Here is a 15,585-nt window from a genome sequence, read left to right as displayed (position 1 = left end):
AACAATGACCTTCAGTTTTAGGAATGGTTATTGTTTAATTATTCATACCAAATTAAAATTTATACTATTATGAACAATTCAGAGTACAACAAAGCGGAAAATGCAGTAAACAATGTAGAAAATTCTTTACAGAATGCAACGGACAAAGCCAAATGGAAAATCGATGAATTGGCAGATAAGGCTAAAGATTATATTAATGAGAAAAGGAATAATGATCAGGAAGCCAGCCAGGAAGACTGGCTAGACAGGGTAAAAGCTAATGTATCCGATGCCTGGGAAGATATCAAGGATAAAGCAGATGAGGCATGGGAAAAAACCAAAGATGCGGCGGAAGATGTAAAGGCAGAATGGAATAAGAAAACCAATTAGTATTTCAGTCATATAAATATTTTCAATAAAATGGAGTCTTAAATTGATAAGGCTCCATTTTTTATTATGCCATAAGCACAATTATTGTTACATTTGTATTATAATAAACATTAAAAAATTATGTCATACGGTTTACTTAAAGGCAAAAAGGGAATTATTTTTGGAGCCCTTAATGAACAATCTATCGCATGGAAAGTTGCTGAAAGATGCCATGAGGAAGGTGCTGAATTTATCTTATCTAATGCTCCTATAGCATTAAGAATGGGAGAACTTAATGGTTTAGCAGAAAAAACAGGTTCTGAAGTAATAGGTGCTGATGCTACTTCTGTAGAAGATCTTGAAAAACTTTTTGATGCCGCTGTTGCAAAATTTGGAAAAATCGACTTTATCCTTCACTCTATCGGTATGTCTATCAACGTAAGAAAAGGAAAACACTATACAGAAATGAATTACGACTGGTTGGAAAAAGGCTGGGATATTTCCGCTGTTTCTTTCCATAAAGTAATGCGTGTAGCATGGGAAAAAGACTGTATGAACGAATGGGGAAGCATTTTGGCGCTTACTTATATTGCAGCCCAGAGAACATTCCCGGATTACAACGATATGTCTGATAACAAAGCGTACCTTGAAAGTATTGCAAGAACTTTCGGAAACTACTGGGGAGAAAGAAAAGTACGTGTAAATACAGTTTCTCAGTCTCCTACAATGACTACTGCAGGTAGTGGTGTTAAAGGTTTCGGAGGATTCCTTGGATATGCAGAAGATATGTCTCCACTAGGAAATGCTACTGCTCTTGAATGTGCAGACTACTGTGTAACGTTATTCTCTGATCTTACGAAGAAAGTAACGATGCAGAACCTGTTCCATGACGGAGGTTTCAGCAGCTCAGGAGTTACTCAGAAAGTGATCAGTAAATATGACGCTGAAAAATAATGAACTGATAAAGTTTCATTTACAATACATAAGACCCATGAAGTTTTTTCATGGGTTTTCTGTTTTTTATCATCTGAAGACTCCTCATTTGGCGAATTCTTCTAGGCCACTATTACCGACAGTCAAAAGTGTTGTATTCTCTACATTATCCGAAATAAATAAAGATATCTGTTCATCATTAAAATATATACCATCTATAATATATATCGGATGTGTGAAATAATTCTTAGTTAAGAAAGTCAACAACAACTCTATTTTAAGAAAAAGAAAATTAAAAACCTGACATTGAAATATTATTATTTTCTTAAAAATATCTTTTTAAATTAATAACAGCAATATTAATTTCCCATAAAAAAATATTAATTTTCTATAATATAAATCATAAAACAAAATAATTAATAATTTAACATCATTAACTAAAAACAAGTTTTATGAAGAAACATTTAATTTTTTTTGCCTCAATACACTTTATTGCAGCAATTTCATTTTTTAATCCTATAAAGGCTCAGACCTGCCCAAGCTGGGGGCCTTATATAGAAGGATTTGATATGGCTAATACCGGGGAACTTTGGTACTCGGAAGTAATGGTAGACAATACCTGTAAAAAAATCAACACCTATTATTCAACGCTGAACTTTTCTTTAGGTCCGCGAGGAGGATATGGAGGAATTCAATACAAACCAAATGAAGTGTATAATAACATCTTCTCTATGTGGGACATACAAGACTCCAGCCTTCCACAGTGTACAACGGAATATGCAGCCCCCAATACTTTGGTAGATGGTTTCGGAGGAGAAGGAACAGGTCTTCATACAGATAATCCCATGCCTTGGGTACCGGGAGTATGGTACGCAACAGTTGCCAGAAGGTGGTCTACCGGTGATGGAAAGACAAGAATAGGGTTCTTTATGTATGATTATGGTGTGGGAAAATGGAAACATTATGTGACTATTATAACCCCGGAAAATGATGCTTCATTTACCGGAACAAAACTGGGAGGTTTCGTAGAGAACTGGAATTCCGACTTGAATAAAGATTCCCGCTGTGGATATTACAGGAATTTCTGGAGTATGAATGCACAGGGAAGCTGGTCAAAACCATTAAGATATACGGCTTCAGCAGGAACCGGCTCTTGGGGAGCACAAACAGCATTTAACAATACTGCCATTAAAATAACATCGTGTGGAACAACTCCTGCTCCTGCTGGTGGCTCGGTAACTTTTAACAGTATTACTCAGGAAGGCACCAAACCTGCCACCACTATTCCTATTAGTGTTACTAACGTTACCCCATCATATAATTCATCCACTAATTCGGTCAATGTAACGTGGGCCAATTCAGAAACAACAAGTCCGCAACTTTCCTATAAAGTTGCTTTGTATACTGAAGCCAGCTGGGGAAATAATTATACTCCTGTTGCAGTAGTTTCCGGTATCCGTCCTGATCTCAGAAATGTAAATATCCCTCTTCCGGCTAATTCTCAATCCGGAAAATATTATGTAAGTGTAGTATTGGACGATATCTTTAAGCAAACTTCTAATTTTGGATATAACAATATTAATATCATAACCCCTCCGGTCATTGACCCGAATGCCTATTACAGAATAAAAAATGCAGGAAGTAACCTTTATATAAGCCCGGCAAATTATAGTTCTGCATCAAATGTTAAGATGGTACAATATCCGTTAAGTACTAATCCGGCACAGCAATGGAAGCTTGAAAAAACAGGAAATAACTATATTATTATTAACCATGCTTCCGGATTGGTAATTGATGTTCCCGGTTCTAATACTACTAACGGAACTACATTGATACAATATTCCAAAAGCGGAAATAACAATCAGCAATGGGTACTAAAATCCTATACACCCAATACCATACTTATAGGCACAGCTTTATCAAATATGAAATCGATGGATAATCCTGCCAATTCCCAAACAGCAGGTACTACTATTAATATTTGGGATCAGGATATGAATGGTACGGCAGGAATAAATCATCAGTGGGTGCTTGAACAGGTAACAACTACAACGTCAAGCATGTCTGCGAAACAGGAAATAACCTCAACCGTTTATCCCAACCCTGTAAAACAAGGTGAAAATCTTACCATAAATCTTCCTGAAAATGGAAATTATGAATTACAAATTGTAAACACAGATGGGCTAACAATAAAACAGCAGACAGTAAAAGGTGGAAAAACCACAATTTCAACCTCAAATATAAAAAACGGTGTATATTTCTATACTGCTAAAAGCATAAATGGTACTATTTCAGGAAAATTCTCTGTACAATGATAGTATAAGATGGTAATAACATGATATAATCTGAACGGGCGACCTTAATAAAGGCCGCCCGTTCTGTCAAAAATAATATTAATATGATATTACAAAATTACGGTCTGTATAGAGTGCGCAGGAGCATTCAGTTTGGCAGCCATCCCTTCTATCCATAGATTCGTTTCAATATCATTGTCTGAATCGTTCATGATAACGGTTACCAGCTGTCCGTTTTCGTTCATAAAAGCAGAAGATGTAAGAGCTGCTCTGTTGGAAGAACTTCCGATTCTCTGCGCATTGGGTTTGATATATTTTGAAACATGTCCTATATAATAGTATTCATACGTATAGAACACCTCTCCTGTTTTGGTATCAGCAATAATTGGAGCAAAGCAGAAATTTCCTTTGTGATTGGGACCTCCGGTTTCATCCAGCAGAATATTCCAGTCAGTCCATAAAGCATTTCCTTTGTTGAAATCGTTCAGCATATTTTTGCTGTAAAGTTCTCCGAGGCTTACATCATATATTTTATCCATATTGAACTGTTCTTTGCATCCTTCGGTAAAGGCCAGGAATTTATCAGGAAATGCTCTGTGTGTTTCTGCTAGATTGTCAAAAAGCTGAGTTTTGTTATTCCACGTTTCATACCAGTGATAACCGATACCATGGGCATATTTTGAGGTTTCAGGATCACTTAATGTAGTGGTTGCTCTTTGATAGATAAGGTCTCTGTTGTGATCCCAGATCATAACTTTTTTATCTTTATATCCGTTTTTCCAAAGCGTTGGTCCAAGGTTCTTTTTCAGGAACTCTCCTTCTTCTTCAGCAGTATAGATGCATGATTCCCAGCTTTGGGTAGCCATTGGCTCATTCTGAACGGTTAACCCCCAGATGTTGATTCCTCTCTTTTCGTATTCTTTGATGAATTTGATATAATAATCTGCCCATGTCTGGTAGTATTGATTTTCCAATCTTCCTCCTTTGTACAAACTTTTGTTGGATTTCATCCAGGCTGGCGGGCTCCAAGGCGAGAAATAGAATGTGAAGTTATTACCAATGGCTTTCTGAGCTTCTTTAATCATCGGGATTTTATACTTCTCATCATGAGCAATGTTAAACGTCTTCAGAGAAGTATCATTATCCTCCACATAGGTATACGAATCGCTGGAGAAATCACAGGAATTCATGTTGGTACGAACGACAGTGTATCCCAATCCATTTTTTCCGAAATAAGCATCCAGAATTTCTTTCTGCTTATTCTTTGGCATTTTATAAAAAGTCTCTGCTGAGGCGTCTGTAATAGCACCTCCAATTCCTATCAGTTTCTGATATTTAAAGTTGGGAGCCACAAAAATACACGCCTCAGTTTCTTTAGGCTGTCCGAACTGTTCAAATGTAACGGTTCCTTTATCCGCCATCTTCTCATTCACTTTCGAGTTGGTAAGGATTACTTTAGCTGTTTTTCCTGCATTCTTCTTCCAGTAATTCTGAGCATTGACATTGATGACAACGCCTACTACAAAACAACTTACAATTAATTTTCTCATGATTTTTTCTGTTTCCGGACCCTTCTGGTCCTCATTTTCATTATTTATTTTGATAGACTCTTACGTAGTCTATATAATACTTCTGTGGAAATACCGCATCATCAATGCCTTCTTTTCCACCCCAAAATCCTCCTACAGCAAGATTTAAAATGATAAAGTAAGGTCTGTCAAAAGGCCATGCTTCATCGTTTTTCTCTTTGTTTACATACGTAAAAAATTTCTTATCATCTACATACACATCAATCTTTTCGGGAGTCCAGTCTGCCTTATAGACATGGAATTTTTCGCTGGCATCTTTTACAAACAAGGTATCTGTTTTCTGTGTTCCCTGGATATGGTTGTATTTTTTGGTGTGAACAGAAGCATGTATAAATCCCTGATTGTATCCTACATGTTCCATAATATCCAGTTCACCGTCATCCGGCCATTTCTTCATATTTTCACTCATCATCCAGATGGCAGGCCATGTTCCACGTCCTTTGGGAAGCTTTGCTCTTACTTCTACTGTTCCATACTGAAAGGCGAATTTTCCTTTGGTTAAAAGCCTAGCAGAAGTGTATTTATTATTATCCCAATTTTCTTTTCTGGCTTCAATGATCAGATTTCCCTTTTCCATTCTGGCGTTCTCAAGCCTGTTTTTGGTATAAAACTGAGCTTCTTCATTTCCAAAACCACTTCCTCCGATATCATAATTCCATTTTAATGAATCCGGAAGTCCTTTGCCATTAAATTCATCATTCCAGATCAGTGTTCTGCGGGAATCTGGCTTGTTTGAAGCACAGTTGAAAGCAGAAAGAAAGAATATTCCTATTACACAGATACTTATTGTATTTCTGAATTTGATTTTCATGTGTATTAAGTTTTGGCTAAAGCCGTTCTTTTTATATTTTCATAAGTGGGCTTCCTTCGTCCATGCTCAGGATTATAACCCACTCCTATTGAATTGAATTCAATTTATTTTGTCCAGGTGATTCTTTTGGTCTGAACATGTTGAGAATCCGTCCCGACCATAATATCAAATTCCCCGCCTTCCCAGTCAAAATTCAAGTTATCATCAAAGAATTTCAGATCTTCGGGAGTCAGTTTAAAATCGATCTTTTTGGTTTCTCCTTTTTTGATGAATACTTTCTGGAAACCTTTCAATTCTTTTATCGGTCGGACTACTTTCCCGAAAAGATCCCTGATATACAGCTGTATCACTTCTTCTCCGTCATATTTTCCTGTGTTGGAAACCGTAACGCTGATATTCAAGGTCTGATTTCCTGTAAGGTTTGTGGAATTTAAAACCATATCAGAATATTTGAAATCCGTATAGCTTAAACCATATCCAAATGGGTATTTGGGATCATTATCAAGATCTATATACGCGGAAACATAGTTTCTGTCTGTATTATTTTTTGCCGGTCTTCCTGTATTGTAATGATTATAGTACACAGGAATCTGCCCTTCTGTTCTTGGGAAAGTCATTGGAAGCTTTCCACCGGGATTCACTGTCCCGAACAAAACATCTGCAATAGAGTTTCCTGCTTCTGTTCCCAGCCACCATGTATACATAATGGCAGGAATATTGTCTGATGCCCAGTTGAAAATCAGAGGTCTTCCGGCGTTGATCATCAGGATGATTGGCTTACCTGTTTTGGCAATTTCTTTCAATAAGTCTTCCTGAACACCTGTAAAACCAATAGTACTTCTGCTTTTTGCTTCTCCACTCATCGCGTGGCCTTCTCCCAGCGTCATGATGACAACATCTGCTTTTTTCGCCGTTTCTACCGCTTCGGCAAACTGGCTTTTATCCTGATCATCCACATTGCAGCCTTTTGCATATAATAAAGTAGCGTTTTTATCCAGCTGGTTTTTAATTCCGTCAAATTGAGAAACGATTCTTTGATTATCATCTTTGAAAGCAACAGACCAGAAACCGTGATTCGCTACCGTTTCTTTCCCGAAAGGGCCAATCAGCGCAACTGTTTTTACACTTTTCGAAAGCGGAAGAATATTTCCCTGGTTTTTAAGAAGAACAATACTTTTAGATCCGAATTCTCTTCCGAATTTTCTGTTTTCCTGATTATCGGTCTGTTCTTTTTGTCTTTTTTCATTGCTGAATCTGTAAGGATCATCGAAAAGTCCCATTTCGAATTTCTTGGTTAAAATTCTACCCGCTGCATCATCTACCAGTTTTGCATCTACTTTTCCTTCTTTCACCAGTTTTGGAAGCTCTGCCATATACACACGGCTTTCCATATCCATATCACTTCCCCCTTGTATTGCTCTTTCAGCAGCTTCAGCTCCATCTTTGGCATAACCGTGAGGAACCATTTCCCCGATGCTTCCCCAGTCTGACACCACAAAACCTTTATAATTCCATTTTCCTTTTAAGAGGTTTCTCTGTATATATTGGTTGGCCGTTGCGGGAATTCCGTTAATATCATTGAAGGAGTTCATAAAAGTGGCTACTCCTGCCTCCGCAGCGGCTTTGAAAGGAGGAAGATAAGTTTCATTCAATTGTCTGAGACTCATATCTACAGAATTGTAATCTCTTCCGCCTACAGCAGCTCCATATGCCGCGAAATGTTTGGCACAGGCCATCACTGCATCAAGACTTCCCAGACCTCTACCCTGAAATCCTTTAATCCTTGCCAGTCCTATTTTTGTTCCAAGGTAAGTATCTTCTCCTGAGCCTTCCATTACTCTTCCCCATCTCGGATCTCTGGCAATATCCACCATCGGAGCAAACGTCCAGTGAATACCGTAAGCGGCAGCTTCTGTAGCAGCAATTCTTTCAGACTTTTCAATCATGGCCAGATCCCAACTTGCCGCCTGTCCGAGATTGACAGGGAATGTGGTACGATAACCATGGATAACGTCCTGCCCGAACAGTAAAGGAATTTTCAGCCTTGACTGCATCGCCAGTTTCTGAAAAGCTCTGGTTTCCTCTGATCCTGCAACATTCAGCATAGAACCTACTTTACCCTTCCTGATTTCTTCCAAAACAGCTGCGGAATTGGATTGCTGGGGTCCTGTAGCATATTCAAAACCACTATATTGCACCATCTGCCCTACCTTTTCTTCCAGGGTCATTTTAGACAGCAGCTCTGCTACTTTCTGATCAATGGTCTTCTGTCCGTAAGCATTCAATCCCAATGCAGAAAATGCCAGTAAGAAATAAACTCTTTTCATAGTATCAAATTAAAAAATATAGGTTGCTGTAGAACGTCCCGAAATTGTTACAGCAGCGGTTTTCCCGGCAAATTTAATATTAAAATTCTCATCTGCCTGATTATCGTTCTGCACAATTAAAACTATTTTCCCAAATTGAGTCTTAAAGGCAGCCGTTGAAAGCTTATCCGTCTGAGTGGAAGCGATACGCTGGGATCCTGCAGGAATAAATTTTGAAGCGTGTGCAATGATATAGTAAGAAACATTTCTGGTGAAATTCTCACTGTCAGAAACCGTTATGGCTCCTTTACACTCCGTACATCCGCCATCTGTATGAGGGGCAAATTTTGGATCGTTGGCAAGATTCCATTCCAGAGCTATTTTGCTCCAGTTTCTCATAGAGCCTATGATTACATTTTTCGTATGCCAGTTCAGGTCTTCGGTAAAAGTGCCTTTTGAACCTGTCCATTGTTCAGTAAAGTATAAATTCTTATCCGGAAAAGCATTATGTACCGTACTTAATGCAGAAATATCGCCTTCGTAAAGGTGAAAAGCAGATCCGTCTATATATTTGCCAGCTTCAGAATCTTTTAAAATATCAATAGCATATTCCGGTTTGTTGCAGTTGTGGTCGTAAACAACAATTTTAGTTTTAATTCCATTTGTTTTAAAAACAGGTCCCAGATGGTTCTTAATAAAATCTCCCTGCTGTTCAGACGGCATATACAAACTTGGATTATTTCCCGGATGTAAAGGTTCATTCTGAGGAGTTACAGCATCAATGGTGATCCCTTCTTTTTTCATTCCCTGGATGTATTTTACAAAATATTGAGCATACGTTCCATAGAATTCAGGTTTTAAACTTCCTCCTTTTGACTTTCCATTATCCTTCATCCAAACCGGAGGAGACCACGGGGCAGCAATGATTTTAATGGAAGGATTAATTGCTAAAATTTCCTTCAACATCCCAATCAAAGCTTTGTCTTTTGCCAGACTGAATTTTGAAAGCGAAGGATCGCTCTGTCCTTCAGGAAGATCATCGTAGGAGAATACTTCTCCATCAAGATCGGAAGCGCCAATACTCAGTCTTAAATAGCTGATGGATATTGAATTTTTATCATTTCCAAAAAGTTCGTTAAGCAGTGCTTTTCTTTTGGAAGGCGACAACCGGTTGATTACCTCAACACTTCCTCCTGTTAATGTATAGCCAAAGCCATCAATATATTGAAACTTTTGAGTGTCATCAATTTCAATATTCTGAAAGCTGTTGGTAGTATTTGCAAATTTAACGGAAGTCTGCTGTTGTAATTTTACACTTTCATCCCCTTTGGTAAGCCAGTACTGCACTTCATTTCCTTTATTGGAAGCCACTGAGGTACATGAGAAAGAAAAAAGGGCCACACCACTAAGTAGTGCGGCACCTCTAAAGAAACTATATAAGTTGTGAAACTTCATATTTTAGTAACCAGGATTTTGTTTTAAAACTGTATTCGGCAACTCATTAAACGGAATTGGCAGAATTTCATTTTTATTAGCTTTGAACCCTTTGAAGGCAAGCTTAGAAGGAGCATCTCCCCATCTTACAAGGTCAAACCATCTGTGCCCTTCGCCTGCAAGCTCTCTTCTTCTTTCATCTTTAATAGCCTGTAAAGAAACCGGAACCGATGCTAAACCGACTCTTGCTCTTACTGCATCTAATAATGCCTGGGCTCTTGCTCCTGCTCCACCTAAAGCTTCTGCTTCCATCAGATAAGTATCTGCTAATCTTATTGCGATATAATTCTGACGGAAATTCAGTTCTGCCGGACCTGGAAGTGAACTTTTTAAAGCATTTGTAGGTAAGTATTTATTTAAAAAATATCCTGTATCAGCAAAAGCAGGGCTGTAGGTGATTTTACCATCTGTTACCAGCTTTTTTGCATTGAAAACGGTTACATCCAGCCTTGGGTCTCCCTGCATGAAAGTAACAAAGTTTTCTGTTACAGTGTTAAATGCCCAGCCGGAATAGATATCCGGAGCATCATTATTCGGGATGTTTTTTAGGGAATAAGAACGAGGCCCTACCATTACATTAATAGAGTTTCCTTCATCTTTGCCCTGCCCCCAGAAGCCCCAGTCGGAGTTTCCTTTATTGGTATGCATTACTTCAAGGATAGATTCAGTAGAAAACTTATAAGGATCCGATAATTCAGGACCTACTTTAAATAAGTCTGCATAATTGGCAACAAGCTTATATCCGTATTGGCTGGTTCCTCCCGGAGTACCATTTACCTCGGCAAACTGTGCTGCTGCCTGAGGCATTTTTTTATCATAAAGATAAATTTTACCTAAAATAGCTCTTGCAGTTCCCTGTGTGATTCTTCCTCTATCATTTCCACTTGACACCATCATCAGATCCGGAATAGCAGCATTGATATCATTTTCTATCTGAGTATAAACATCACTAGGATCAGCTTGCGGAATATTCCAATAATCATCATCAAATTTTACGGATTTCAGAATCAAAGGAATATTTCCGAACATTCTTAATAGCTCAAAATAATATAATGAACGAAGAACTTTTGCCTCTGCGATATATCTTTTCTTAAGATCATCACTCATATTAGCCCCGGGAACTCTTTCTATTAAAAGATTAGCACGTGCTATTCCCTGATAGTAATCTCTCCAGTAACTGGCAGGCATCGTGTTTGGGTTAATCATATAATTGTTTAGCCCCTGGATACCCGCACCGTCATTAGAGTTTCCTCCTCCGGAATAGAAATCATCAGATCCTGCATTAAAGAATGTTACAGTATTTTCAAACCCTCCTGAATACTTTCTTAAAACATCATAAACTGAAACCAGTGCACTGAAAGACTGCTGTTCATTCTGGAAATACAAATCAGTATTAAAAGATCCTGAATTCTGTACGTCATCAAGATAAGAATCGCTACACGCGACATTGGTAAAACCCAGACCTGCAAGAAACGCTACAGCAAGTCCTTTATATATAAAATTCTTGTTTTTCATTTTGTTAGTCATTAAAATTGAATATTAGCACCTATCAGGAATGTTCTTGCCTGTGGATAGTAAGCTCTGTCTACTCCAATAATATCTTGTTCAGAATTATTTCTTCCTGCAATTTCCGGATCATATCCGGTATATTTTGTGAAGGTAAGCAGGTTTTCTCCTGTGATATACAGCCTTACTTTGCTCATTCCAAAACGTTGGGTAACATCCTGAGGAATGGTATATCCTAACTGAACAATTTTCAAGCGTACATAATCTCCTTTCTGAAGATAATAATTGGACATCCATGAATAGTTGTGGTTCGGGTCATTACGCGTAACTCTTGGGTTATCATTGGTAGATCCCTCACCTGTCCATCTATCTAAGATTCTTGTCTGATAGTTGGCATCAAGCATATCCAATCTTCTCAGACCCTGGAAAATCTTGTTACCAGCCTGTCCTTGTGCGAACATCATTAAATCAAAATTCTTATAATTAAGATTTACAGTAAGTCCGAAAGTATATTTCGGAATAGAGCTCCCCAGGTTCACTTTATCTTCATCATCAATTTTACCATCTCCGTTGTTATCCTGCCAGATAAAGTCTCCAGGTTTCGCATCAGGCAATAATTTTACTCCATTCGCATTTACATAATTATCAATTTGTGCCTGATTCTGGAAAACACCACTATATGTTTGTCCGTAGAACGATCCATATGGCTGTCCTACTGCTACTCTGGATACCGCTCCCATCGTTTGGAAAGAAGCTAGATTGAAGTATTTGATGTCATCTTCCAATCTCAGAACTTCATTCTTTATCGTAGCGAAGTTACCATTAACTGAAATTCCAAAATCTTCCCAGTTCTTCTTATATCCCAATTCAAGTTCCAGACCGCTATTTTGCATATCCCCTACGTTTGACCAGGGTAAATTCGGAACTCCGACATAGCCAGGAATATTGATTTGTCTGAGAATATCGGTTGTTTTCTTTTTGTACCAATCTGCCGTAAGGGTAAAATTGTTGAATAGTTTCAAATCAGCAGCAATATTCAGCTGGCTGGTCTGTTCCCATTTCAGATTTGGATTTTCCAGTGTACTTGGTGCATAGCCAATGATGATATTATTTCCAGAATTGGTATAGTTACTCCCTGAAACCATGAAACTTGCAAATCTGAAATTATCCATCTCATCATTTCCTAAAACTCCATAACCACCTCTCAGTTTTAAGTTATTGATGACTTTATTTTCAGGCCAGAAGTTTTCTTTATGAACATTCCACCCTAATGACATTGATGGAAAAGTTCCCCAATGCTGATTGGTAGCAAACTTTGAAGATCCATCTCTACGAATTGTTCCTGTAAATAAATATTTGTCTGCATAATCATAAATAATTCTACCAAAATAAGATGCTTTACGGGTTTGAATTCCATCCCATCCTGTTGCGGTAATATTATCCTGCGGAATATTAAAGTTGAATGAAGCATCCTGCCAGTTATCGATAGGCAGATTACTGTATGTCAGACTAGCCCCGCCTGCAATGTTGTATCGATAAACTCCCTGCCCAATCATAATATTGATATTATGATCTCCGAACTTATTCTGATAGGTCAAAGTATTTTCCATACTCCATTCGAATTTATTTTCGTCCACCTTATTCAGACTGTTGAAGCTGGTATTGTTATAGTTTGGACTTAAATAATATTTCGGGGTAAAAGAACGGCTTCCCCAATAAGATTTCTTACCATTCAGACTGGATTTAAATGTAAAATGATCAAGAAACTTAAGTTCAGCAAAAACATTTCCTACAAAATCATCAGACCAGCTATAATTTCCTTGTTGTATATGACGGAAAGCCTGTGGATTGGTCATTTCCTGATTTACATATCTGGAAATTCCGTATGGCCTCCCTTCAGAATCACGGATGATATAAGGATTTGTATAACCGCTTGGGTCAACCATTGACCAATCTGTCACCACAACCGGAGTCGTAGGATCCAGGTTAACGGCTGAAGCCAAAGGTCCTCCGAATTCTTCGTTTGCACTTACCCCCTGAGACTTCACGTGTGTGTACGCAAAGGTTTGTCCAATGGTCAGATAATCTGTCACTTTATGGGTTGAATTGAATCTTGCATTGATTCTTTTGTAATAAGAAATATCACTCATTACGATACCTGTCTGATCAAAATATCCGAAAGAGGTATAGTAGGTGGATTTTTCATTCCCTCCGGTAATGCTTACTTCGTGAGATGATTTTTCACCTGTTCCGAAAATAGCATCCTGCCAGTTGGTACCTTTCCCAAATGATTCAGGATTGGCAAACCTTGGTGCTTGTCCGTCATTAACGAAACCTTCATTGATAATTTTAGCATATTGTGTAGCATCCAGAAGATCCAGCTTTTTTGAGGCATTTGAAAAACCGTAAAAACCATTATAAGACAAAGTCAGTTTTCCTTTTTTCCCTTTTTTGGTTGTTACCAGTATTACCCCTTTTGCAGCAGAGACCCCGTAGATTGCAGATGATGCTCCGTCCTTTAGCACTTCTACACTTTCTATATCCGATTGGTTAAGCCATCCGATATTGTCTACCACAATACCATCTACTACCCACAATGGGCTGTTGCTTCCCGCTCCAAAACTGGTAATCCCTCTTACACGTACAGTAGCAGCAGCACCAGGCTGTCCCGAATTCGTAACAACAGAAACCCCTGCAGCTCTACCCTGCAATACCTGTTCAGGCTTACCTGCCGGTATGTTTTCAATGTCGCTGGCTTTAATACTCGCAATAGCTCCCGTTACATTACTCTTTTTCTGTGTACCGTAACCGATGACTACCACTTCGTCTATTTTGTTTTCTTTCGCAATTGTGTCCTTCGACTTGGTGGTCTGGGCACTGAAGTTGGCCGTAAAATAGAGGACGGCAACCACTCCTACGCTTCTTGATATTCTTACATTCATATACAGTTATTGTTTAATTCTCAAATTGAGACAATAAAAATATATTTTTTTTCAATTAATTAACATTCTATTCATAAAAATTTTAATTTTTCTTTTATTTTTCAGGGTTAGAAGCCCTATCTTCGCATCAATATTTCATAAAATATCATAAAAAATTAATAAATTCATCTCCCAAAATGACCACCAAGCCTTCCAAAATTTCTCTTCCGCTAAAACTTACCTTTCTCATTTTTTCAATGGTTTTAAACTGTATGGGGTTGGTGATTCTGCAGCTGTCTGAAGAAAAAATTACCTACGGAGAACTGGGGCTTTTAGAATCTTTTAAAGATCTGCCCATTGCATTTATCTCTCTTTTTGCAGTGAGCTTTATCAACAAAACCGGTCCAAAGAAAGCATTGATTCTGGCCCTGACTATTGTAGGAGTCTGTTCCTGTCTTCTTCCCTTTGTAAAGGTTTTCTGGTTTTATAAACTGTGGTTTGCAATTATAGGAGCCTGTTTCGCTATTGGTAAAATCTGTGTTTTTGGAATTATCAGGAATAATATTTCGGATGAAAAATCCCTGGCAAAGACCATGAATAACGTAGAAGCCTCTTTTATGATCGGAATTTTCGTGGTTAATACCGGTTTTGGATGGATAATTTCCAGCCAGTACTCCGAATTCTGGAAGTTTGGTTTCCTGATGATTGCTTTATTATCAGCATTTACCATTTTTCTGCTGTCAAAGATAGAAGTAGCAGATTCCAGGCCTATGGAAAACAAAAGCATTCTCTCAGAACTTTCCGGGTTTACCACACCTGCAGTAGCTCTATTTTTAGGAGTGATCTTTTTTATCGTCTTTGTAGAGCAGGGATTCAATTCATGGCTTCCTTCTTTTTACAAAAACCATTTGAAGGTCAATTCTTTTTTTGCGCTTCAGGCCACTTCTTTTCTATCCGTATTTTCTTATGCCGGACGAACGGTTACTGCCAATATCATCAAAAAGTTTTCACTGCCCAGATATTATATAACATGTATGGCTCTTATAATCACCTTACTGATCATTATACTGGGGATACAGTATTTTGATTCTGAGGATTCCGGCTATTTACTTTTTTTATTTCCGGTTATTGGTTTGTTTCTTTCGCCCCTCTACCCTGTAATCAACTCAAGAATGATTGCACAGGTGGATAAAGACAAGATTAATCTTTTCACCTCGCTTATTGTTATTTTTTCTTCTCTGGGCAGCTCTGTAAGCTCTATCATTATGGCCGTTTTGTTTGAAAAACAGCTGTTGAATTATTATCCATTATACATCTTATCTTCTGTAATTCTGCTTTTTGTGATTAGTTTTATATATTTTACTGTCACAAATAGAAAATAGT

At 38.0% G+C, this 15,585-nt stretch carries 10 protein-coding genes; 4 read left to right on the top strand and 6 right to left on the bottom strand.

The features are described 5' to 3' along the window. The first annotated feature begins 69 nt into the window (after nucleotides 1-69). The 3 genes from V0410_RS02425 (at nucleotide 70) to V0410_RS02415 (ending at nucleotide 3,596) form a co-directional block, all read left to right on the top strand. Nucleotides 70-369, top strand: a complete 300-nt coding sequence (locus V0410_RS02425; protein WP_114821904.1) for a hypothetical protein — start codon at nucleotides 70-72, stop codon at nucleotides 367-369. A gap of 120 nt (nucleotides 370-489) precedes the next feature. Continuing rightward, nucleotides 490-1,302 (top strand): enoyl-ACP reductase FabI, encoded by an 813-nt coding sequence (locus tag V0410_RS02420; RefSeq protein ID WP_202842680.1) that lies wholly within the window; start codon nucleotides 490-492, stop codon nucleotides 1,300-1,302. 431 nt (nucleotides 1,303-1,733) lie between these two features. Continuing rightward, nucleotides 1,734-3,596: a DUF3472 domain-containing protein gene (locus V0410_RS02415; RefSeq protein WP_330746170.1), complete on the top strand. Its 1,863-nt coding sequence runs from the start codon at nucleotides 1,734-1,736 to the stop codon at nucleotides 3,594-3,596. A gap of 89 nt (nucleotides 3,597-3,685) precedes the next feature. On the opposite strand, the gene V0410_RS02410 is transcribed toward V0410_RS02415, so the two are convergent. From V0410_RS02410 to V0410_RS02385, 6 genes are all read right to left on the bottom strand, one after another. After that, entirely contained in the window at nucleotides 3,686-5,125 is a 1,440-nt protein-coding gene (locus V0410_RS02410) for a glycoside hydrolase family 30 protein (RefSeq protein ID WP_330746169.1), read from the bottom strand. Nucleotides 5,126-5,165: 40 nt separating this feature from the next. Further along, nucleotides 5,166-5,975, bottom strand: coding sequence for a glycoside hydrolase family 16 protein (locus V0410_RS02405; protein WP_330746168.1), 810 nt, complete (start codon nucleotides 5,973-5,975; stop codon nucleotides 5,166-5,168). Between the two features lie 104 nt (nucleotides 5,976-6,079). After that, nucleotides 6,080-8,302 carry a beta-glucosidase BglX gene (bglX, locus tag V0410_RS02400; protein ID WP_330746167.1) on the bottom strand — a complete coding sequence of 741 codons (2,223 nt, stop codon included), beginning with the start codon at nucleotides 8,300-8,302 and terminating at the stop codon, nucleotides 6,080-6,082. A gap of 9 nt (nucleotides 8,303-8,311) precedes the next feature. Further along, nucleotides 8,312-9,736 (bottom strand): glycoside hydrolase family 30 protein, encoded by a 1,425-nt coding sequence (locus V0410_RS02395; protein ID WP_330746166.1) that lies wholly within the window; start codon nucleotides 9,734-9,736, stop codon nucleotides 8,312-8,314. A gap of 3 nt (nucleotides 9,737-9,739) precedes the next feature. Further along, nucleotides 9,740-11,290 carry a RagB/SusD family nutrient uptake outer membrane protein gene (locus tag V0410_RS02390; protein ID WP_330746165.1) on the bottom strand — a complete coding sequence of 517 codons (1,551 nt, stop codon included), beginning with the start codon at nucleotides 11,288-11,290 and terminating at the stop codon, nucleotides 9,740-9,742. A gap of 11 nt (nucleotides 11,291-11,301) precedes the next feature. Further along, the gene (locus V0410_RS02385; RefSeq protein ID WP_330746164.1) at nucleotides 11,302-14,223 is read right to left on the bottom strand and encodes a SusC/RagA family TonB-linked outer membrane protein; all 2,922 of its coding nucleotides are present in this window, start codon (nucleotides 14,221-14,223) and stop codon (nucleotides 11,302-11,304) included. Between the two features lie 176 nt (nucleotides 14,224-14,399). On the opposite strand from V0410_RS02385, the gene V0410_RS02380 reads away from it, so the two are divergent. After that, nucleotides 14,400-15,584, top strand: coding sequence for an MFS transporter (locus tag V0410_RS02380; protein WP_330746163.1), 1,185 nt, complete (start codon nucleotides 14,400-14,402; stop codon nucleotides 15,582-15,584). Nucleotide 15,585: the final 1 nt, after the last annotated feature.

Origin of the sequence: Chryseobacterium sp. CP-77 (genome assembly GCF_036362765.1) — a bacterium.
Classification (GTDB): Bacteria; Bacteroidota; Bacteroidia; order Flavobacteriales; family Weeksellaceae; genus Chryseobacterium; species Chryseobacterium cupriresistens.
This window is presented reverse-complemented; position numbering and strand designations above follow the sequence as displayed.